Raw genomic sequence first — 20,698 nt, 5'->3', positions numbered from 1 at the left:
GAATCGGGGTTCGGTGGGGTTGCCCGTTGCCTCTTCTGTCGAGCTGCAGAAGGTGGCGGCGGGGAAGCGGCCCGGTCGGTGCGTGATGTTGAAAAGGCGGTGCCGGGTGGGCAAGTCACGGCTGGTCGAACAGCTTGCAAAGCGGTCCGGAGCCCGTTCTTGTTCTACGCGGCAACCTGCGCGTCCCCTGGAGATGATCTTGGACAGTTCGTCTCGGGATGCCCAGGCGTCGAAGCTGCTGATGGCGCGGCTCGTGGCCGCCGCGCGGCCGGAGAGCTGGGATGCCGCGTTCGATAGCGCGGGTGGTCCGAGTCCTTCCTCGTGACGTAGCGCTCGACCACATGGCCGTAGCCGGTCTCCTTGGGGTGCTGGAACGGCATCGGTCACCTCTCCGGGTTTAGGTCGGTACGGTCGATCCAGGTGGGGGCGACGAAGATGTCGTCGCCGACGGGGGCTTCGGAGGCTTCCAGCAGGGACCAGGTGAGGGACTCTTCGACCAAGTGTTCCCAGGTCGCGGTCCAGTCGAGTTCCCAGTCCAGGCCGGTGCCGGAAGTGCCGTATGTGCAGTCGACGTCCACCCGCCAGAACTGGGAGTAGAGGATCACCTGGGCGTGGTCAGCCAGGTCGTTGATGATCTCGGCGAAGTGGGCCGAGGGCCAGCCGGGGGCGTCGTCCGCAGCGCTGGCGCGTAGGTGTGCGGTGAGAGGTGGGACGACGAGGGTGCGGGCGCCGAGTTCGGTCAGGGCCCAACGGATGCCGACGGGCTCGCTCCAGTCCGGTGGGGTCGCCCGTTCCAGGCAGGCGCGATAGGCGCGGCGCACGGGCTCGACCGCGCCGTCGATCTTCAGGCTCGCCAGGGCCATCGCCGCCCATTCCCGGACAGTGGGGTCGTCGCTGCGCAGGAGGACGATCAGGGCGGGGCCGCAGCGTGGGTCCGCCACCTCTTCGAAGACCTCGATGGCGGTCAGCAGCCCGAAGCCGCTGAGGGAGGGCAGACCGTCGATGATGGCGGGGATGGCATCGGAGCCGATGTCGATCAGTTCCGCGCGGGCGTCGTACGACGGTCCGGTCGAGTCATCGAGCCGCTGGATGAGTCTCTCGATGTGGGCGGTCACGGGTGGTCCCGGCGCCAGAAGGTGGGAAGCCACCAGAAGAGCACCGACCGGTCGTCGGGCCACGGGGCGCGGTCCTCGGCTGTCCAGCCCTCGAAGGAGTCGCGCCTCAGGTCGATGGGCCGCCAGGCGGGGTCGAGTGGCTCGTCCTCGGCCGGAGGGCGGACGTACCGGCGGCCGTGCTGGTTGCAGGCGCCGAAGTCCTGGTAGTTGCGCTGGGCCTCGATCAGGGAGACCTTGTTCGCCCCGCCTGCCACGGCCGGCCAGCGGAACTGGACCTCGTCGTCCTCCCAGAAGCAGACGGGGCAGATCGCGTAGGAGCCGGGCATGACGTCGAGCACGCGGTGCCCGCAGCAGGGACAGGGGTAGCGGTCGCTCACCGTCGCAGTCTCGTTGCAGGTCCGGCCGGTGCGCCATGGATTTCTCGGCCTCGGCACCCCCGGGCAGTCCGCAGCCAGTCCGCAGGACACCCGTAAACAGCCGTCTGGAGCCAACGCACGCCAACAAGGAAATACCAGGTCAGAGCCCTGGAGAGGGCTCCGCCGCAGGTCAGGATCAGACCGTAGACGTTCCGGTTCAACGTGTAATCGCACACTTACTGTACGTGACGTGACTCGTCAAGTGTGCAGCTCAGAAGGGGTTGGACTCTGTCGAGTCCGACCCCTTCGTCGTCACCGTGCTGGATGGGTGCTGGATATTCTGGCGTGGAGTCAGCGGGTAATCAGGTCTCGTCAACGGTGGACCGGTGTCCCACGTGAACGACCCAGGCCACCGGCTCGCCGTTGTCGATCGTGTAGGCGACGCGGTAGTCGCCGACGCGAAGACGGCGCCGTTCGGGCTGTGACACGAGTGCGGTGGTGTTGAAGCCGAGAGGGTCGGTCTCCAGCTCGGTCAGCTTGGCCAGGATGCGCAGCGCCATGTCGCGGGGGATCTTCCGAAGCTCGGCCTGCGCCTCGGGGTGTCGCGTGGAGGGGTGTTGGTGTCCGGCGGGGGGCCGGGTGCCGGGGCCCGGGGTCTGGGGTCCGGGTGCCGGAGAGGTCCGGGGGCGGCCGGCGGCTCACGGGTGCGTTTCACCAACCTGCTTGATGTGTGGGGCAATTGACCCGCGAGGCTCCGCCGGCTCAGGAGCAGGACTTTGCGAGGCGGGCCTGCCCGGAGCTGACCGGAAGCGCGGACCGTCAGCCGTATACGGGGGAAAAGTGTGAGATGCGGGCACATTGTTGATGTCGAAACTACTGATGTTTAGATTCTCGGGCGCGGAACATATCTTCGGTGATGGTGGACATGACACCGCTGGGTGTCGTGTCCGATGTCGCCAGGCGCGCCGTCCGGCGGGCCACGTGCCGTCCGACCGCCGCCGGGCTCCGTCCGTGGCCGGACGGCTGCCTGATGTCGGCGCACAGGGTGGAGACGACTCCCCGGGGAGCCGCGGCACCTGCCCGCCGGCTTGCTACGAGAGAAGCAGGAAACACACAGTGCGCAGATTCAATCCCGTCCAAGTGGCGATCTGGACGGCCGTCGCCGCGCTCGGCGCAACGGGCTGGTCCGTGCTCGCGCTCTCCCGGGGGGAGAAGGTTTCCGCGATCTGGATCGTGGCTGCCGCGATCGGCTCGTACCTGATCGCCCAGCGCTTCTACGCCCGGTTCATCGCGCGCAAGGTGCTCAAGGTCGATGACCGGCGCGCCACCCCGGCCGAGCGGTTCGACGACGGCGTCGACTACCACCCGACCGACAAACGTGTCCTCTTCGGCCACCACTTCGCGGCCATCGCGGGCGCGGGTCCCCTGGTCGGTCCCGTGCTCGCCGCGCAGATGGGTTATCTGCCGGGCACTGTCTGGATCATCGTCGGTGTGATCTTCGCGGGCGCGGTCCAGGACATGGTGGTCCTGTTCTTCTCGATGCGCCGCGACGGCAAGTCGCTCGGGCAGATGGCCCGCGAGGAGATCGGCCGGGTCGGTGGCATCGCGGCGCTCATCTCGGTCTTCGCCATCATGATCATCATTCTGGCCGTGCTCGCGATGATCGTGGTCAACGCCCTCGCCGAGTCCGCGTGGGGCACCTTCTCGATCGCGATGACCATGCCGATCGCCCTGTTCATGGGTTGCTACCTGCGCTATCTGCGGCCGGGCCGGGTCACCGAGGTCAGCCTGATCGGCTTCGTCCTGCTCATCGCGGCCATCCTCGGTGGCAACTGGGTCGCCGATTCCTCGTTCGCCGACGCCTTCGTCCTGTCGCCCACGACGCTGGCGTTCTGCCTGGTGGTCTATGGCTTCGTGGCCTCGGTCCTGCCCGTGTGGCTGCTGCTCGCACCGCGCGACTACCTCTCCACCTTCATGAAGGTCGGGGTGATCGTGCTGCTCGCGGTCGGTGTCCTGTTCGCGATGCCGGATCTCACGGTCGACCCGATCTCCAGTTTCGCCCGCGAGGGCAACGGGCCGGTGTTCGCCGGCGGGCTCTTCCCCTTCGCCTTCATCACCATCGCGTGTGGCGCCCTCTCCGGCTTCCACGCGCTGATCTCCTCGGGCACCACCCCGAAGATGATCGAGAAGGAGTCGCACGTCCCCCTCATCGGCTACGGCTCGATGCTGATGGAGTCCTTCGTCGCGATCATGGCCCTGGTGGCCGCGTGCATCCTCGACCCAGGTCTGTACTACGCGATGAACGCCCCGGCAGGAGTCCTCGGTGACAGCCTGCAGTCCGCGTCCGACGCGGTCGCCGGCTTCGGTTTCCACATCACCCCCGAGACCTTGCGGCAGATGGCGGAATCGGTCGGTGAGGAGTCGCTCGTCGCCCGTACCGGCGGCGCGCCGACGCTCGCGGTCGGCATCGCGGTGATCCTCTCGAAGGCCTTCGGCAGCGACGGCATGATGTCCTTCTGGTACCACTTCGCCATCATGTTCGAGGCGTTGTTCATCCTCACCGCCGTGGACGCCGGTACGCGCGTGGGCCGCTTCATGCTCCAGGACACGCTCGGCAACGTCGCACCGCGGTTCAGGGACAAGGACTGGCGGCCCGGCATCTGGATCACGTCGGCCGTGGTCGTCCTCGCCTGGGGCTACTTCCTCTGGGTCGGTGTCACCGACCCGCTCGGCGGCATCAACCAGCTCTTCCCGCTCTTCGGCACGGCCAACCAGTTGCTCGCCTCCATCGCCCTGGCCATCTCCACCGCCCTCCTGATCAAGTCGGGCCGTCTCAAGTGGGCCTGGGTGACCGGGGTTCCGCTGGCCTGGGCGCTCGCGATCACCATGACCGCCTCGTGGCAGAAGGTGTTCTCCGACAACCCGGCGATCGGCTTCTTCGCCCAGCGCGCCAAGTACCAGGACGCGCTCGACCAGGGCACCGTCCTGGCCCCCGCCAAGTCCCTGGACGACATGGCGACCGTCGTCACCAACTCGACGGTCACCGGCACCCTGTCGGTGGTGTTCGCGGTGCTGACCATCGTCGTGGTGTTCGCCTGCGCCCGGACCGCGGTCAAGGCGATACGCAACGGTGGCTCGCTGCCGCTCGCGGAGGCCGAGTACGTCGAGTCCCGGATCCCGTCACGCCGAGAGCCCGAGGCCCCCGACGCGGTGTCGGCGGGCACCCGGTGACGGCGCCCGGTGGCGCCCCGCACGGCATGGTGCGGGGCGGCCTCCTCGAACGCGCCCGCCGCGGTGCCGCATGGGTCCGCTGGTACGTGGCGGAGCTGAACGGCGAGCACGCGTACGGCCGTTACGTGGAGCACACCCGGGCATCGGGCCGACCGGTGCTCAGCCGCCAGGAGTTCGAACGCGACCGCCTCGACCGCAGGGGCCGTGACCCCCGCGAGGGCGGACGATGCTGCTGACGAACCCGGCGCCGGTACCCGAGGTCACGGGGGGGCCGGCGCCGCGCGCCGGCCCCCGGGTACGCGAACCGGTCGGCGCTGACCGCAGGCCGCTTCGTGCGGACACGTTCGGCGGCCGGGCAGCCGGATGTACCGCACCCGTGTGACTGGTCCGCTGGCTCGCCGACGGCACCCTGGACTACCTCGGCCGGACCGACCGCAGGTGAAGCTCCGGGGTAACCGGGTCGAACGGGGCGTGATCGAGAGCGTGCTGACTGTCCATCAGAATGCCGCCCAGGCCGTGGTGGTGTGCACCGAGCCTTCAGGTGGCGAGTCGCCGCCACCTGGTGGCCGCCGAGGGCCGGCGTGTCGGCACCGCCCGGCTCCGGCCCCTGCCGGCCGGCTGCCCGACTACATGGTGCCCTCGGGCGCGTCGCGGTGACCGGACACGGGACACGGCTCCGACGGTGCCGTCGGCGCTCTCGGGGCGCCGGCCCTCGGGCGGTGACCAGGCGCATCGCGCCCGACCGTCCCGTTCGGTCGTGGACGGGCCGGCCGGGGGGCGCGCGCCGCCGCGGGTGAAGCCGCAGCGGCGCCCGGCCGTGGGGCGTGCGGAGGCGGGGGACACCGGGGGCGTCAGGCCGGGCCCAGACGGACCGGCAGCGCGGTGTGGCCGTTGCTGATCAGGGTGGGCAACGGGCGCAGTTCCTCCACCGGGACGGCGAGCCGGGCGGCCGGGAACCGGGCGAAGAACAGGCGCAGGGCGGTGGCCACTTCGAGGCGTGCCAGCGGGGCGCCGAGGCAGAAGTGCACCCCGTGACCGAAGGCCAGGTGGTCCTTCGCGGCCCGCGTGGCGTCGAAGAGGTCGGCGGACTCGCCGTGCCAGCCGGGGTGCCGGTTGGCCGCGCCGTACGAGGCGAGGATCGCGTCGCCCCGGGCGATGACCCGGCCGTCGGGCAGGGGGATGTCCGCGAGGGCGCAGCGCAACGGCAGGTGTTTGACGGCGGGTTCGTGACGCAGGGTCTCCTCGACCACGTCGGACCAGTCGGTGCGGCCGGCCCGCAGGTGGCCGAGGTGGGCCGGGTCGGCCAGCAGGGCGGTCAGCGCCTGGTCGATGACGTTGACCGTGGTCTCGTACCCGGCGCTGATCATCAGCAGCAGCGTGTCCCGTACCTCCTCGCCGGTCAGGCCGCCGCCGTCGCCCTCCTCGTCGCGGGCCGAGAGGAGCAGGGAGGTCATGTCGTCGCCGGGCCGGGCGCGTTTGGCGGAGATCAGCCGGTCGAGGGCCCCGTACAGTTCGGCGGCGTTGGCGGCGGCCTGGTCGGCGGTGAGGGTGGTGGCGAAGACGCCGTCCACCAGGACGCGGAACCGCGGGCGTTGGTCCTCGGGGATGCCCATGAGCCGGCCGATGACCGCGATCGGCAGCGGGTGGGCGAGATGTTCCCGCAGGTCGACAGGTTCGTCGCAGGGCAGTGCGGCGAGGCCGTCGAGCAGGCCGGACACGATCTCCTCCACGCCCGGCCGCAGCGCCTGGACGCGGCGCGGCACGAACGCCGGCGACACCAGTCGGCGCAGCCTGCGGTGGTCCGCGCCGAAAGCGGTGAACATGTTGCCCGCGCTGATCCACAGGGCGAGGGGCCAGGTGGCCACCGTCTCGGCGAACGCCGGCCAGTGCGCCCGCAGGTCCTTCGAGACCCGCGGGCTGGTGAGGAGTTGTTTGAGCAGCGCCGGGTCGGTGACCGACCAGGCGGTCACGCCGAGGATGTCCACCTTGGTCGCCGGTCCCAGGGCGCGCAGCGCCCGGTGTTCGGCGTGGTGGTCGGGTGCCTGCGGGTCGAGGACGGTGATCGGCTGCTCGGGCACGGGGTCCCTCCTTCACGTTCCCGTGTCGCCCGCCCCCGGCCGGTACGCGAACGGCGGGGCGGGCGTGCGCGGTGAGCTGTGGACGGTTGTGGCGTGGACCGGGGCTGTGCGGCCGGTCCGTCCCGGCTCCCCGCGCGCGGCGCGGGTGTACCGGTGGGAACGGCGGCGGTATCCGCGGAGCGGGGGCACGGGCGGCGCTGGTACGGAGCGGGGACACGGGCGGCGCTGGTACGGGGCGGCGGAGGTGCGGGCCGCAGGTGCGGGCGGCGCTGGTACGCGGGTGGAGGTGCGGGCCGGCGGTGGTGCCGGGAGGCCGTACGGGCTCCGGGCTCCGGGCGGCGGGTGAGGCCGGGGGGTTCGCGGGGTCAGGGGGCAGGGGGGCGCTGTCCACGATAGGGACGTCCGGGGCGGGCGCGGGGGCGAACGGGGTGCGGGCCGGTGGGAGGTGGCCGGTTCCCGCCGTCCCGCCGCGCACCCCGTGGGCGTCGGGACGTGTCGTGCCCGGATGGGAGGATGCCGGACATGGGGCGTGGTGAGCGGGATGTGGTGGACGGCGGGGGGCGGCTGCTGGAGGCGGCCGAGGCCCTGCTCCAGGATCACGAGCGGGCCGTGGAGGCGGTACGGGCGGCCCTGAGGCCGCTGCACGACGCCGCCGTGGAACGCGAACTGGACGCCATCCCCGTCGCCCGCCTCCAGGAGGTCACGGAGGGGCGGCTGCGGCTCGGCACCGTCGAGAAGAGCGGCCTGCGCACCGTCGCCCAGGTGCTCGGCGCCGGGCCCTACCGGCTGCGGCAGATACCCGGCGTCGGCGCCCTCACCGCCGACCAGCTCCTCGCCGCCGCCCGGCGCCTGTCAGAGGCCGCGTACGAGACCGTCGCCGTCCACATCGACGTGGACCGGCCCGAGGAGCGGACCACCGCCCTCGTCGGCGCCCTGCACGTCCTCGTCGAGGCCGGTCCCGAGGCGCGGCGCGCCGCCGACGCCGCCGCCGGGCTCCGTACCCGGCTCGCCCCGGCGCTGGAGGAGGCCGCGCCCGCCGCGGGGCGGTTGCGGATGCTGCTGTCCGGACGGGAACGCAAGGCCCGCGTCCTGGCCGCCGTCGCACGGGTACGGGACCTGGTCGCCGAGGCCGAACGGGCCGGGCTGCCCGCGCTGATCGCCCAGGCGTCCGTGGACCTGCTGCGCGGACCCGCCACCGACGTCGCCGCCTGGGTCGACTTCGAACTGCGCTCCGCCGAGTACTACAGCCTCCTGGCCGAGATCACCGGGCGGGCCCCCGACGCCGCGGCGGCCGAGGGCTTCCTGCCCGACGGCATCGCCGAACGCGTCCGCGACCAGCGCCTCGACGACTCCCTCCGACGGGTCTCGCTCCGCGGCTACCAGGCGTTCGGGGCGCGGTTCGCCCTCGCCCAGGGCAAGGTCGTGCTCGGCGACGAGATGGGGCTCGGCAAGACCGTGCAGGCCATCGCCGCGCTGGCCCACCTGGCGGGCGAGGGACACCGCCGCTTCCTGGTGGTCTGCCCGCCCAGCGTCCTCGTCAACTGGACGCGCGAGATCGAGACCCGCAGCACCCTGCGCACCACGCTGCTCCACGGACCCGGCCGGCACGGCGCGTTCACCGACTGGACGGCACGCGGCGGGGTCGGCCTGACCACCTTCGACGCGCTGCGGGGCTTTCCCGTGCCCGACGGCCAGGACCTCGGGATGCTTGTCGTCGACGAGGCGCACTACGTCAAGAACCCCGAGGCCCAGCGGTCCCAGGCGGTCGCCCGGTGGGCCGAGCGCTGCCCGCGCGTCCTCTTCCTGACCGGCACCCCCATGGAGAACCGGGTCGGCGAGTTCCGCAACCTGGTCCGGATGCTCGACCCCGCCCTCGCGGACGCCCTCGGCGACGGGGACGCCCCGGCCGGCTCGGCCGCCTTCCGCACGGCGGTGGCCCCCGTCTACCTGCGCCGCAACCAGGACGACGTCCTCACCGAACTGCCGAGCCTCCAGCACACCGACGAGTGGGAGGAGCCCAGCGCCTGCGACGCGGACGCCTACCGGGAGGCCGTACGCGCCGGGAACTTCATGGCGATGCGCCGGGCCGCGTACCTGCGCCCCGAGGGTTCGGCCAAGCTGGAGCGGCTCCGGGAGATCGTCCGCGAGGCCGGCGAGAACGGCCGGAAGACGGTCGTCTTCTCCGTCTTCCGGGACGTGCTGGACACGGTCGGCGAGGCCCTCGCCGCCGACGGGGCGACCGTGCTCGGGCCGCTCACCGGCAGCGTCCCGGCCGCCCGGCGCCAGCGCCTGGTCGACGAGTTCGCCGCCGTGGCCGGCCCGGCGGTGCTGGCCGCGCAGATCCAGGCGGCCGGCGTCGGCCTCAACCTCCAGGCCGCCTCCGTCGTTGTCCTGTGCGAACCCCAGGTCAAGCCGACCCTCGAACACCAGGCCGTCGCGCGGGCCCACCGCATGGGCCAGGTCCGGCCCGTCCGCGTGCACCGCCTGCTGACGACCGGCGGCGTCGACGAACGCCTGGTCCGGCTGCTGGAGAACAAGACCCGCCTCTTCGACGCCTACGCCCGGCGCAGCGCCGTCGCCGAGGCCAGCCCCGACGCCGTCGACGTCTCCGACACGGAGATCGCCCGCCGGATCGTCGAGGAGGAGCAGGCCCGCCTCGGCGTGCGGGCCGCGGCAGGGGCGGCCGGGGCGGCCGGGACCGGCGAGGCCACCGGGACCGCCGGGACCGCCGGGGACGGGATCGGGGCGGACGAGGTCGGCGTGGACGCGGGCTGAGCCGCGACCGGGGGCGGGGTACGGGCTCCGTGCCGCGTGTCGGCGGAGTGCGTACGCGACCGCGGTCCGGGCGTGTCGAACCCGCCCGGTGCCGTCCCGGAGGCGGCACCCGGCGTGTCCCCGGTGTCCGGGGCGCGCGCTGCGGACGCGCCGGCGGCGGGTCTCCCGCACTCGAAGAGGTGCGCCGCGTACGGATGCGCAGGCGGCGTGTCTCCCGTCCCGCAGGGTGCGCCGCGATGTGCCCCGGGCGTGTCCCTGGCGGGTCCCCGGGCGTGTCCCTGGCCCGGGGGCGCTCCGTAAAGTGCCCTCGGCGTGTTCCCGGCCCGCGCGAGGCCGCCCTGTCCCGGCACCTGCCCACCGGCCGCCCCGGTCCCGCCCCCACCGACCAGCCCGCTGCCCCGCCGCCGCCTCACCAGTCCGCGTCGCTCCACTGGTCCAGCAGCGCCTCGGTGTCGTCGCCCCCGGAGGCGGGGCCGTGGCCGTCGAGGGTCTGTTCCGTCCAGATGACCTTGCCGTCCGGCGTGTAGCGGGTGCCCCAGCGTGCGGCGTACCGGGCGACCAGGAACAGTCCGCGTCCGCCCTCGTCGGTGGTCGCCGCGTACCGCAGGTGGGGGGCGGTGCTGCTGCCGTCGGCGACCTCGCAGATCAGGTTGCGGTCGCGCAGCAGCCGGACGTGGATCGGGGCGCTGCCGTGGCGGATGGCGTTGGTGACCAGTTCGCTGAGGATCAGCTCGGTGGTGAAACCGGTCTCCGCCAGGTCCCACTCGTCGAGTTGCCGGCTCACGTCGGCGCGGACCCGGGAGACGGCGGCGGTGTCGCGCGGCACCTCCCAGCCGGCGACCTGCCCGGGGGCGAGGACGCGGGTGCGCGCGACCAGGAGCGCCACGTCGTCGTCGGCGTTCTCCGGTGGCAGGGCGTCCAGCACGTCCCGGCAGGTCTCCTCGGGCGTGCGGCCGGGCCGGGACAGGGCGCCGCGCAGGACGTCGAGGCCGACGTCGATGTCCCGTTCGCGGTTCTCGACCAGACCGTCGGTGTAGAGGACCAGCCGGCTCCCCTCGGGCAGCCGCACCTCGGCGGCCTCGAACGGCAGCCCGCCCAGGCCCAGCGGCGGCCCGGCCGGCAGGTCGGGGAAGTCGACGGCGCCGTCCGGGCGGACCAGGGCCGGCGGCGGGTGGCCGGCGCGGGCCATGGAGCAGACGCCGGTGGCGGGGTCGTAGACGATGTAGAGACAGGTCGCGCCGATGACGCCCTCGTCGTCGCCCCGGGCGGTGCGCTCCCGGTCGATGCGGATCACCAGGTCGTCCAGCCGGGCGAGCAGTTCCTCGGGGGAGAGGTCCAGGGTGGAGAAGTTGTGGACGGCGGTGCGCAGCCGGCCCATGGTGGCCGCCGCGTGCAGGCCGTGGCCGACGACGTCCCCGACGACCAGCGCGACGCGTGCTCCGGAGAGTCCGATGACGTCGAACCAGTCGCCGCCGACGCCCGCGCGGGCCGGGAGGTAGCGGTAGGCGGTCTCCAGGGCGCTCGACTCGGGCAGTTCGCGGGGGAGCAGGCTGCGCTGGAGGGCGACCGCCATGGTGTGCTCGCGGGTGAAGCGGCGGGCGTTGTCCAGGGCGACGGCGGCCCGGGTGGCCAGCTCCTCCGCGAACGGCACGTCGTCCTCGCCGAACGGCTCCGCCCGCCGCGAACGCCAGAAGTCCACGACGCCGAGGACCGTGCCCCGGGCGCGCAGCGGTACCGAGATCAGCGAGTGGATGCCGTGGGCCTCGACGCGCTCGGCACGTTTGGGGTCGTGCGGGGGCCAGTGAGGGTCGGCGCGTACGTCCGCCTGGAGCACGCCCCGGCCGCTCTCCAGGCACCGGGCCTGCGGCGTGCCGTCCTCGAACCGGATCAGCTCGCCCAGCGAGGCCGGCTCCCCTTCGACGCCGTTCACGGCGACGCGGCGCAGGGCGGGCCGGGCCGCGGTGGGCTCCTCGCCGCGCAGCACCTCCTCCGCGAGTTCGACGGTGACGATGTCGGCGAACCGGGGGACCGCGATCCGGGCCAGCTCGCGGGCGGTGCGCGAGACGTCGAGGGTGGTGCCGATGCCGACACCGGCGTCGTAGAGGAGCCGCAGCCGTTCGCGGGCGACCTCGGCGCGGCCGGTCAGCGACCGCAGCTCCGTGGTGTCCCGGAGCGTGACGACGGACCCGGCATGTCCCCCGTAGGGGGCGGTGGGCCGCTTGTTGAAGGCGAGCAGACGGTCCCCGGTCAGGCGGACCTCGTCGCTGGCCGGCCGGTCGGAGGCGATCAGCGCGGAGACCTCCGGTTCGAGGCCCAGCCCGGTCACCCGGCGGCCCTCGGCGTCCGCGGGCAGGTTCAGCAGCCGCCGCGCCTCGTCGTTGACGAGGAGCAGCCGTCCGTCCTCGCCGACGATGAGCACGCCCTCCCGGACCGCGTGCAGCACCGCGTCGTGGTGGTCGTACATCCGGGTCATCTCGACCGGCCCGAGACCGTGGGTCTGGCGCAGCACCCGGCGGCTGACCAGGGCCGTGCCGGCCGCCGAGAGGGCGAGCGCGCCGCCCGCGGCCCCGAGGAGGACGGGAAGCTGGCGGGCGGCCATGCCCTCGACCTTGTGGACGGTGATGGCGACCGCGACCGTGCCGACGGCGGGGCCGCCGCCGGTCCGGGTGACGGCGGTGTAGGAGACGACGGAGAGGCCGTTCGTGGTCTGGATGGTCCGGGTCAGCGGATGGTCCGGCGGGGCCGTGGGGCCGAGGACGGGCTTGCCGATCTGGGACGGGTCGGGGTGGGTGAAGCGGATGCCGGAGCGGGAGTAGACGACCACGAGGTCGACGCCGGTCTGGTGGCGGATCTTCTCGGCGAGGGGCTGCAGGACCGCGCTGGGGTCGGGGCCCGTGATGGTCCGGGCCATGGCGGGGGAGGCGGCCAGCGTCTCGGCGACGTCGAGGGAGCGGGCCCGGGCGTCGTTGGTGCTGTCCTGCCGGGCCTGGAGGACCAGGGCCGTCACGGCGACGGCGATGACCAGCACCATGATGACGACCTGGAGCAGGAAGACCTGACCGGCGACCGTGCGCACCCGGAGCAGGGACCTCGCCCGCCACGGGGGAGGTGTTCGCCCACCGGATTGTGCGATCACCCCTCCATTCTGCGTCGGGAATCCCGTCCGGCATGTGAGGAGAAGCGAGGAAAAGGCGGTTCCTTCCCGTGCGTGCCGTCACCGGGGCGGTATCGCGGTGGAAAGCCGGTGGGAACCCCGCTCCGAAAAGGACCGGGTGCCCTCTGGGCCGGTCCGGTGGCGCTGTGGACGGCCGTCGTCCCGGCCCGCGCCGGCGGGCGGCCGGTCCGGCCGGGCCCCCGCCGCCGTTGCGGCCCGCGGACGGACGGCCGGGGCCCGCTCCACCGGCCACGGAGCGGAGTGCGGGCCTCCGCAGGGGCCGCGTGCCGTCCCCGCCCGGTGCGCGCTTACCATGCCCTGGTCGTCCGGCGGGCCGCGCTCGCGTGGTGCGCCACCTCTCGCGGCGCTCGCGCGCTCCGCCCGAACCAGGAGCACGGTCCACGTGTCCATACCACCGCCCCCCGGACCCCAGGGACCCCCACCGCACGGGTCGTACCCCCAGGGGCCGCAGGGGCCCGCGCCCCACGGCGTCCACCCCCAGGGGCCGTACGGCCCCCCGCCCCACGCGGCCTGGGGCCATCCGTACGGGGCGCCCTTCGCGCGGCCTCCGGTCAACGGCGTGGCCATCGCCGCCCTCGTCCTCGGGCTGCTCTGCTTCCTGCCGGCGGTCGGGCTGGTGCTGGGGATCGTCGCCCTAGTCCAGATCAAGCGCAGGGGCGAGCGCGGCAAGGGCTTCGCGGTGGCCGGCGCGGTGCTGTCGGGCGTCGGGCTGGCGCTGTGGACGCTGGGGCTGGCCACGGGCGCGGCGGGGGACTTCTGGGAGGGCTTCCGGGAGGGCGCGCGGGGCGAGGGCACGGCCTTCGCGCTCTCCGTGGGCCAGTGCTTCACCACCCCCGAGGGCAGCCTGGAGGGCTTCACCTACGAGGTCGACGAGGTGCCCTGCGACGAGCGGCACGAGGGGGAGGTGTTCGCCGCCTTCGACATGCCGGGCGGCTCCTACCCCGGCGACGACGCGATCACGGACGTGGCCGACGAGCGCTGCTACGCGGAGAGCACCGGCTACGCCATGGACACCTGGGCCGTGCCCGAGGACGTCGACGTGTACTACCTGACGCCGACCCGGGCGAGCTGGCTCATGGGCGACCGGGAGGTCACCTGCGTGTTCGGCAGCGTGGAGCAGGGCGGCACCCTCACCGGTTCGGTGCGCGCCGACGAGACCACCCTCGACGAGGACCAGCTCGTGTACCTGAGGGCCGCCGCGCTGGTGGACACGGCGCTGGAGGAGATGCCGGAGGCCGCGGAGAGCGGCGACGACCTGCCCGGATACCGGGAGTGGGCGGGCGGCGTGGCCGACGCTCTCGCCGAGCAGAGCCGCATGCTGCGCGAGCACACCTGGCCCGGGGAGGCGGCCCGTCCGGTCGCCGGGCTGGCCGACGCCCTGGACTCCGCCCGCGAGGAGTGGGAGCGGGCCGCGTCCGCCACCGACCCGGACACCTTCGACGAGCACATGGACGAGGCGTACGTGCTCATGGACGACGAGAAGCAGGTCACCCCGCGCAAGGCTCTGGGGCTGGCTGACACGCCTCCGGAGTACGACGACTACGACGTGGAGGAGGACGACGGGTCGTACGGGGCCGACATGGAGGTGTGACGGCCGCCACAGTGGGGAGAAAGTGCCTGGGTAAAGCGTCCCGACGGGCTACATCATCACATCGAGTGATTCTCTGGCCTTTGCTTGCCCGGCACAACCTACGGTTGCGACGCTGTTGCTGTCTGTACAACCTGATGGGAGCGGCCAGTGACATTCGGTGAGCAGCCGGCGTACCTGCGCGTCGCGGGTGATCTCCGCAAGAAGATCGTCGACGGCCTGCTGCCGCCCCACACCCGGCTCCCGTCGCAAGCCAGGATCCGCGAGGAGTACGGCGTCTCGGACACCGTCGCCCTGGAGGCGCGCAAGGTGCTCATGGCGGAGGGGCTCGTGGAGGGCCGCTCCGGTTCGGGCACGTACGTGCGCGAGCGTCCGGTGCCCCGCCGGGTGGCCCGCTCCGGGTACCGGCCGGCCGGCGGGGCCACGCCCTTCCGGCAGGAGCAGGCCGACGTCGAGGCGCGCGGCACGTGGGAGTCGGGCAGCGAGCAGACCCTGGCGAACGGCTCCGTCGCCGAACGCCTCGGGGTCAAGCCGGGCGACCGTGTGATGCGCACGCGGTACCTCTTCCGGGAGGCCGGGGAGCCGATGATGCTCTCCACCTCCTGGGAGCCCCTGGACCTCACCGGCCGTACGCCCGTGATGCTCCCCGAGGAGGGGCCGCTCGGCGGCATGGGCGTGGTCGAGCGCATGGCCGCCCTCGACGTGGTCGTGGACAACGTCACCGAGGAGGTCGGTGCCCGCCCCGGCCTCGCCGAGGAACTGCACGTCCTGGGCGGCGTCCCGGGCCACGTGGTCCTCGTCATCCAGCGCACCTTCTACGCCTCGGGCCGCGCGGTCGAGACCGCCGACGTCGTCATCCCGGCCGACCGCTACCGGGTGGCGTACCACCTTCCTGTCAAGTAGCGCCGCACCGGTGTGAGAAGGCGCACGCCGGGCGTACGCCTCCTTGGCCCCTCCCCGCTCCCGGCCCCGCCGCCCCGGCCCGCACCACCGTGGGCCGGGGGCGGGGTTCCGGCCTTTCTCGCAGGTCCGCCGGGTGTCGTCCGGGACACCTGTGACCGGATGTGCCCGTGTGCGGGCACGGCGCTCGCCGTTTCGTGCGCCCCCCGCGCGCTGGCTGGTTGCGTACCTCCTTGTGAAAAGCCGTATTCGCTGCGTAAAGGTTGGGCGTAGGCTCGGGCATATGCGGATTGCGGTTTCCTTATCGGGCGGGGCACGGCGCGCGCCGTGGACGGCAAGCGGAGGGGCGCGATGAACGACGGCACGGTCACTCTTCCCTGGCTGGTCTTCCGGCAGGACGACAACGGCAATCGCTACCGGGTCGGCCGGTACGCGACCCGCGCCGAGGCGCAGAAGATCGCGGACACCCTCGACGGCCGCGGCGGCCAACGCCTCTACTGGGTCGAGAAGCTCGGGGCGGGCGGCCCCGCCGGGGCCGACTGACCGTCGCCCGGCGGCTGCGGGGCGGCGGTCCGCCCGGACGTCCTATGCTCCGGCGCATGACGCAACGGATCGTGGTGGGCGCAGCCCTCGTGGACGACGGGCGCCTGCTGGCCGCGCGCCGCAGCGCGCCCCCGGAGCTGGCCGGCCGCTGGGAACTGCCCGGGGGCAAGGTCGAGCCCGGGGAGACCCCCGAGGCCGCCCTGGTCCGTGAGCTGCGCGAGGAACTCGGCGTCACCGCCGAGGCCGGCGAACGGGTCCCGGGGCAGTGGCCGCTGCGGTCGCCGTACGTGCTGTGGGTGTGGACCGCCCGGCTCGGCCCCGGCTCCCCGGCGCCCACGGCCCTGGAGGACCACGACGCCCTGCGCTGGCTCGCCCCCGAGGAGGTCTGGGACGTGTCCTGGCTCGACCAGGACGTCCCCGCCGTCCAACAGGCCCTCGACCACCTGGGCCTGACCCCGCACGCGCCCGGCGCGTGACCCCCGGGGCCCCGCGCGCCCTCGCACCCGGGCGCGCTTCGGGCCGCCCCGGCGGCGAAAGCGGAGGTCCGCCGCGCCTCCGGCCCCGGTTCCGCCCCGGCGCTTGTACCGGCCCGCCCCCGCGGCGGTAACCGGCGTCGATATCGGGTATGTGCCCCTTAACCGCCCGAAAGGGGACGGCGGGCCGGCCGGGGATGTGATGGGGCGTGAGCGACACCCAGGACGACTGTGCCGAGTGGGTCTTCCCCGCACGGCCGGACAGCGCGCGGGCCGCCCGTTCCGCCGTCCGCGAACGGCTGCGCGGCTGGGGACTCGACAGCGCCGACGACGTCGCCGCCCTCCTCGTCAGCGAACTCGTCACCAACGCCCTGCGGTACGCCACCGCACCCATCGGCGTCCGCCTGCTGCGCCGGCCCGCGGGCCCGGTCGACGTCGTCCTCGTCGAGGTCTCCGACCCGCTGCCCGAACTCCCGCACGAGCGCCGGGCCCACCCCGAGGACGAGGGGGGCCGGGGCCTGCACCTGGTCGCCTCCACCGCCCGCCGCTGGGGCATCCGGCCCGCGGCGGGCGGGAAGACGGTCTGGTTCGAACTGGCCGTACCGCGCTGAACGGGGCGACCGGCCGGTAGCCACCGCCCGGGTCCTCCGGAGCCCGTCGCACGGGACCCGGCGCGCGCCCGTGCCCGCCCGCCCTCCGGCGCCCGGCCGGATCCGGCCGACGACGGGGGGCCGCGAGCGTGATTCGATGACGTGTCCGCTGGTTAGAAGAGTGGAAGTGTTGTCACGGTCCGGACCGAAAACCATCGGGACCGTGCTGTGATCGTGAACACCGTGTCGCGCGGCGCCGTAGTGCTGGATACTGCGGGCAGCCGCCCCCGGTGACCGGTGCCGGACGCGGTGAGCTGGAGGGGACGGATCGCGTGAGCGAGATACCAGCGAGGGCCACGGGGCCCGAGGGCCCGGCGAACGGCGCGCAGGCCGGAGCCGTGGGCGGCGCCATGGCGCACACCGCCCCCGGTGACACGCCGCCAGGCGACGCCGTGTGGCAGAGCAGTCCGCCCGGCTCGATCTACGACTACGTCAAGGTCGCGTCCTTCTCCATCGGCCCCGACGGCCTCGTCGACCAGTGGAGCCTGCGCGCCGAACAGCTCCTCGGCATCCCCGCCCGGACCGCCGTCGGCATGGACCCCGTCGAGGCGTTCATCGACCCGGACCTGCACGACCGGGGCCAGCGCAAGATGGCCGAGATCCTCGACGGCCGGGAGTGGACCGGCGTCGTCCCCTTCCGGGTCCCCCGGGGTCCCGGCGCCGCCGGGCGCGACGGACACCGGGACCGGCACGGACTGGCCGAGGTGTACGTCATGCCGACACGGACGGAGTCCGGCGAGAGGGCCGCCGTCTGCATCGTCGTCGACGTCCGCACCCTGCGCAGCATCGAGACCGACCTCGCCGCCTCACAGGCGATATTCGGCCAGTCTCCGTTCGGCTTCCTGCTGATCGACACCGACCTGCGGGTGCGCCGGGCCAACCGGCGGTTCGCCTCCATCTTCGGCGGCACGCCCGACGAGCACCGGGGCCGGGGCGTCCACGACTACCTGTCGCGCGCCGAGGCCGACCGGGTCTCCGCCACCCTGCGCCGGGTGCTGGAGACCGGTGACTCCATCACCGACATGCACGTCACCGGCTTCGTGCCGGAATCGGAGGAACGCCGCCACTGGTCGGTCAACCTCTACCGGGTGCACAGCGGTTCCGGCCGGCCCATCGGCGTGGCCTGGCTCGGCACCGACATCACCGCGCGTCGTGCCGCCGCCCGCGAGGCCGCCGCCGCCCGGCGCAATCTGGCCCTCCTCAACGAGGCCGGCGCCCGCATCGGCAACTCCCTCGACCTGGAGACCACGGCCCGCCAACTCCTCGACGTCGTCGTCCCCGGCTTCTGCGACCTGGCCACCGTCGACCTCTACCAGGGCCTGCTGGCCGGCGACGAGACCCCGCCCGGCCTCGCCGACGGCAGCGCCGAACTGCGCCGCGTCGCCTTCTCCAGCGCCGTGTCGGCGGCGCCCTTCGACGGCACCGGCGAACGGGTCCAGCTCGGCGCCCGGCACCACTACCCGTTCAACTCGCCCTGCGCCGACGCCCTGCGCACGGCCCGTCCGCGCAGCGTCCCCGCGGAGGAGGGCGGGCTCGTGCAGTCCACCCTCGCCGTGCCGATGGTCGCGAACGACACCGTGGTCGGGCTCGCCCAGTTCGCGCGGGCCAAGGGCAGCGAACCGTTCGGCGACCGGGACCGCGACCTCGCCGTGGAACTGGCCACGCGCGCCGCGGTCTGCATCGACAACGCCCGCCTCTACCGCCGCGAGCACGAACGGGCGTTGATACTGCAACGGTCCCTGCTGCCGCCCGGCGACCCGGAGGCGTCCGGCCTCGACATCGCCTGCCGCTACCTGCCGGGGAACGCGGCCACCGGCCGGCCCAGCGAGGTCGGCGGCGACTGGTTCGACGTGATCGAACTGCCCGGCCACCGCACCGCGCTGGTCGTCGGCGACGTCATGGGCCGCGGACTGCGCGCCGCCGTCGCCATGGGCGAACTGCGCACCGCCGTACGCACCCTGGCCCAGCTCGACCTCGAACCGGCCGAGGTGCTCTCCCAGCTCGACGAGATCGCCCGCGGCCTCGGCGCCCCCGGCGGCGTCCAGCAGGCCACCCGTGCCGCCCGCCGCCCCCGCGAGGCCGACCTGTCCGAGGTGTACCTGGCGACCTGCGTCTACGCCGTCTACGACGCGGTGACCCGGCGCTGCACCTTCGCCAACGCGGGCCACCTGCCGCCCGTCCTGGTCGAGCCCGGCGAGTCCGCGCTGATGCTGGACGTGCCGCCGGGCCTGCCGCTCGGCGTGGGCGGGGAGCCGTTCGAGGAGGTGGAGGTCGAACTGCCCGAGGGCGCCCTGCTCGCGCTCTACACCGACGGGCTGGTCGAGAGCCGCGACCATCCCCTGGACGAAGGGCTCCAGGCGTTCGTGGGCGCGCTCACCGACCCGGCCCGGCCGCTGGAGGACGTCTGCGACCAGATCCTCGGCACGCTCGACACCCACCACGGCGAGGACGACATCGCCCTGCTGCTGGCCCGCGTCCAGGGACTGCCCGCCGAGTCCGTCGGCGACTGGACCCTGCCGCGCGAGCCGCGCAGCGTGGGCCGGGCCCGCGAGTACACCCGCGCCCAGTTGCGGGGCTGGGGCCTGGAACCGCTGACCGACACCACCGAACTGCTCGTCAGCGAACTGGTCACCAACGCCCTGCGGTACGGGGAGGGCGAGATCAGGCTCCGCCTGCTGCTCGACCGCACACTGGTCTGCGAGGTGTGGGACTCCGGACTGGTCCAGCCGCGCCGGCGCCGGGCCCGCGACACCGACGAGGGCGGCCGGGGGCTGCAACTGGTCGGACTGCTCAGCGCGGCCTGGGGCTCGCGCCGCACCCCGCGCGGCAAGACGGTCTGGTTCGAGCTGCCCCTGCCGGGCGACGACACGCCGCTGACCGACCCCGCGGAGGCCCTGCTGGGCCTGTTCTGAGCGGCCCGCGGCACCCGGGGCACCCGCGGCACCCGCGAGCAGCCCGAGACGCCATCCGAGGCGGCCCGCGGCAGCCTGCGGCGGCCCGCGGCGCCCGGGACACGGCGCCCGAGCCCCCGCGTAGCGCCCGACGGCGCCCGAGCCCGCGTAGCGTGCGACGGCACCCGAGCCCCGTAGCGCCCGACGGCGCCCGCGAGGGCCCGAAAGGCGCAGAGCCGCCGAGCCCGGCGCACCCCCGCTCGGCCTCGGCGTCCGCTCGGCCCGGCACCCGCCAGGCCCCGGCGGTACCACCCCGCCCCGGGCCCCCGCTCAGCCGCCCGTCCCAGCCCGGGACGGTGCCGGAGGGCCCGCCGCCGGCGGGCCGGCGTAGCCGGGGAGGTCGTCGCAGGCGCCGGTGGGCGTGGCGCCCGGCGTCGTCCGGGTCCGCGCGCGCCGCAGGCGGCGCACTCGCCCGTACCCGGCGAGCACGCAGACCGTGCCCGCGGTGACCAGCGGCAGCACCAGGTCGGCGCTCGGCGCCCCGCCCCCGGCGCGGTCCCGCGCCGGGGTGCTCGCCGCCGTCCCGGCGGGGCCGGCGGGCACGGCCGGCGGGCCGCCCCGCGCCGCCGTGAGCGGCAGCACCAGCCACATCACCCCCGCCGCGCCGCCCAGCAGGGCGTGTGCGACCCGCACGGAGCGGTGCGCCGTGGCACGCCGTGGCCGGTTCCGGACGGGGAGGGGCGTCACACCGGGAGCGTACGAGCGGCCCCGCGCCGCCGCGACCGGGCGGACGGCCGGCCGGGACACCCGCCGGTGCGCGCCGGGGCGCGTTGGGCCGCACGAGTGGGGTTGCCGCGCTCCCTCGCCGTGTCTCCCCGGGTTGCCGAAGCCTTTCCTCTTCAGTGGCCCGCAGAGCCGTACGG

14 protein-coding genes and 2 pseudogenes are annotated in these 20,698 nt (G+C 74.0%); 10 read left to right on the top strand and 6 right to left on the bottom strand.

The window, feature by feature from the left end:
- Positions 1 to 85: 85 nt before the first annotated feature.
- A pseudogene (locus VM636_RS10670) lies at positions 86 to 295 on the top strand (ATP-binding protein); the annotation flags it as partial.
- Positions 296 to 383: 88 nt separating this feature from the next.
- Here VM636_RS10670 and VM636_RS10665 read toward each other — a convergent pair.
- From VM636_RS10665 to VM636_RS10655, 3 genes and pseudogenes are all read right to left on the bottom strand, one after another.
- The gene (locus VM636_RS10665; RefSeq protein ID WP_053914492.1) at positions 384 to 1,115 is read right to left on the bottom strand and encodes a HEAT repeat domain-containing protein; all 732 of its coding nucleotides are present in this window, start codon (positions 1,113 to 1,115) and stop codon (positions 384 to 386) included.
- Positions 1,112 to 1,492, bottom strand: a complete 381-nt coding sequence (locus tag VM636_RS10660) for a CPCC family cysteine-rich protein (RefSeq protein ID WP_053914493.1) — start codon at positions 1,490 to 1,492, stop codon at positions 1,112 to 1,114. The genes VM636_RS10665 and VM636_RS10660 overlap by 4 nt, the downstream gene beginning before the upstream one ends.
- A gap of 341 nt (positions 1,493 to 1,833) precedes the next feature.
- Positions 1,834 to 2,073, bottom strand: a pseudogene (locus VM636_RS10655) (type II toxin-antitoxin system RelE/ParE family toxin); the annotation flags it as partial.
- A 538-nt stretch (positions 2,074 to 2,611) separates the two neighbouring features.
- Between VM636_RS10655 and VM636_RS10650 the strand changes: the two are divergent.
- Positions 2,612 to 4,702 (top strand): carbon starvation CstA family protein, encoded by a 2,091-nt coding sequence (locus VM636_RS10650; RefSeq protein ID WP_234340483.1) that lies wholly within the window; start codon positions 2,612 to 2,614, stop codon positions 4,700 to 4,702.
- Positions 4,699 to 4,938 (top strand): CstA-like transporter-associated (seleno)protein, encoded by a 240-nt coding sequence (locus VM636_RS10645; RefSeq protein WP_324616647.1) that lies wholly within the window; start codon positions 4,699 to 4,701, stop codon positions 4,936 to 4,938. Before VM636_RS10650 ends, VM636_RS10645 begins: the two co-directional genes overlap by 4 nt.
- Positions 4,939 to 5,553: 615 nt before the next feature.
- On the opposite strand, the gene VM636_RS10640 is transcribed toward VM636_RS10645, so the two are convergent.
- On the bottom strand, positions 5,554 to 6,780 hold the full coding sequence (locus tag VM636_RS10640; protein ID WP_030419041.1) for a cytochrome P450: 1,227 nt from the start codon (positions 6,778 to 6,780) through the stop codon (positions 5,554 to 5,556).
- A 522-nt stretch (positions 6,781 to 7,302) separates the two neighbouring features.
- Between VM636_RS10640 and VM636_RS10635 the strand changes: the two genes are divergently transcribed.
- Positions 7,303 to 9,555 (top strand): DEAD/DEAH box helicase, encoded by a 2,253-nt coding sequence (locus VM636_RS10635; RefSeq protein ID WP_078962795.1) that lies wholly within the window; start codon positions 7,303 to 7,305, stop codon positions 9,553 to 9,555.
- 409 nt (positions 9,556 to 9,964) lie between these two features.
- On the opposite strand, the gene VM636_RS10630 is transcribed toward VM636_RS10635, so the two are convergent.
- A complete protein-coding gene (locus tag VM636_RS10630) occupies positions 9,965 to 12,586 on the bottom strand; it encodes a SpoIIE family protein phosphatase (RefSeq protein ID WP_078855781.1) in 2,622 nt (873 codons plus the stop codon).
- 703 nt (positions 12,587 to 13,289) lie between these two features.
- On the opposite strand from VM636_RS10630, the gene VM636_RS10625 reads away from it, so the two are divergent.
- The 6 genes from VM636_RS10625 to VM636_RS10600 all read left to right on the top strand — a co-directional run bounded on the left by VM636_RS10625 (position 13,290) and on the right by VM636_RS10600 (position 19,796).
- Positions 13,290 to 14,321 (top strand): DUF4190 domain-containing protein, encoded by a 1,032-nt coding sequence (locus VM636_RS10625; RefSeq protein ID WP_338484303.1) that lies wholly within the window; start codon positions 13,290 to 13,292, stop codon positions 14,319 to 14,321.
- 147 nt (positions 14,322 to 14,468) lie between these two features.
- Positions 14,469 to 15,221 carry a GntR family transcriptional regulator gene (locus VM636_RS10620; RefSeq protein WP_030419045.1) on the top strand — a complete coding sequence of 251 codons (753 nt, stop codon included), beginning with the start codon at positions 14,469 to 14,471 and terminating at the stop codon, positions 15,219 to 15,221.
- Positions 15,222 to 15,569: 348 nt separating this feature from the next.
- A complete protein-coding gene (locus VM636_RS10615; protein WP_030419046.1) occupies positions 15,570 to 15,761 on the top strand; it encodes an SPOR domain-containing protein in 192 nt (63 codons plus the stop codon).
- A 56-nt stretch (positions 15,762 to 15,817) separates the two neighbouring features.
- Positions 15,818 to 16,237: a (deoxy)nucleoside triphosphate pyrophosphohydrolase gene (locus VM636_RS10610; protein WP_030419047.1), complete on the top strand. Its 420-nt coding sequence runs from the start codon at positions 15,818 to 15,820 to the stop codon at positions 16,235 to 16,237.
- Positions 16,238 to 16,443: 206 nt separating this feature from the next.
- A complete protein-coding gene (locus tag VM636_RS10605) occupies positions 16,444 to 16,845 on the top strand; it encodes an ATP-binding protein (RefSeq protein ID WP_030419048.1) in 402 nt (133 codons plus the stop codon).
- A 269-nt stretch (positions 16,846 to 17,114) separates the two neighbouring features.
- Positions 17,115 to 19,796, top strand: coding sequence for a SpoIIE family protein phosphatase (locus tag VM636_RS10600; RefSeq protein WP_107091417.1), 2,682 nt, complete (start codon positions 17,115 to 17,117; stop codon positions 19,794 to 19,796).
- 309 nt (positions 19,797 to 20,105) lie between these two features.
- On the opposite strand, the gene VM636_RS10595 is transcribed toward VM636_RS10600, so the two are convergent.
- Entirely contained in the window at positions 20,106 to 20,522 is a 417-nt protein-coding gene (locus VM636_RS10595) for a hypothetical protein (RefSeq protein ID WP_158786387.1), read from the bottom strand.
- Between the last annotated feature and the right edge of the window lie 176 nt (positions 20,523 to 20,698).

Source organism: Streptomyces sp. SCSIO 75703, from assembly GCF_036607905.1.
In the GTDB taxonomy this organism is placed as follows: Bacteria; Actinomycetota; Actinomycetes; order Streptomycetales; family Streptomycetaceae; genus Streptomyces.
This window is presented reverse-complemented; position numbering and strand designations above follow the sequence as displayed.

Coding starts and splice junctions, on each gene's coding strand:
- VM636_RS10615 (WP_030419046.1), top strand. CDS start 15,570: ATGAACGACGGCACGGTCACTCTTCCCTGGCTGGTCTTCCGGCAGGAC.
- VM636_RS10610 (WP_030419047.1), top strand. CDS start 15,818: ATGACGCAACGGATCGTGGTGGGCGCAGCCCTCGTGGACGACGGGCGC.
- VM636_RS10630 (WP_078855781.1), bottom strand. CDS start 12,586: ATGGTGCTGGTCATCGCCGTCGCCGTGACGGCCCTGGTCCTCCAGGCC.
- VM636_RS10635 (WP_078962795.1), top strand. CDS start 7,303: ATGGGGCGTGGTGAGCGGGATGTGGTGGACGGCGGGGGGCGGCTGCTG.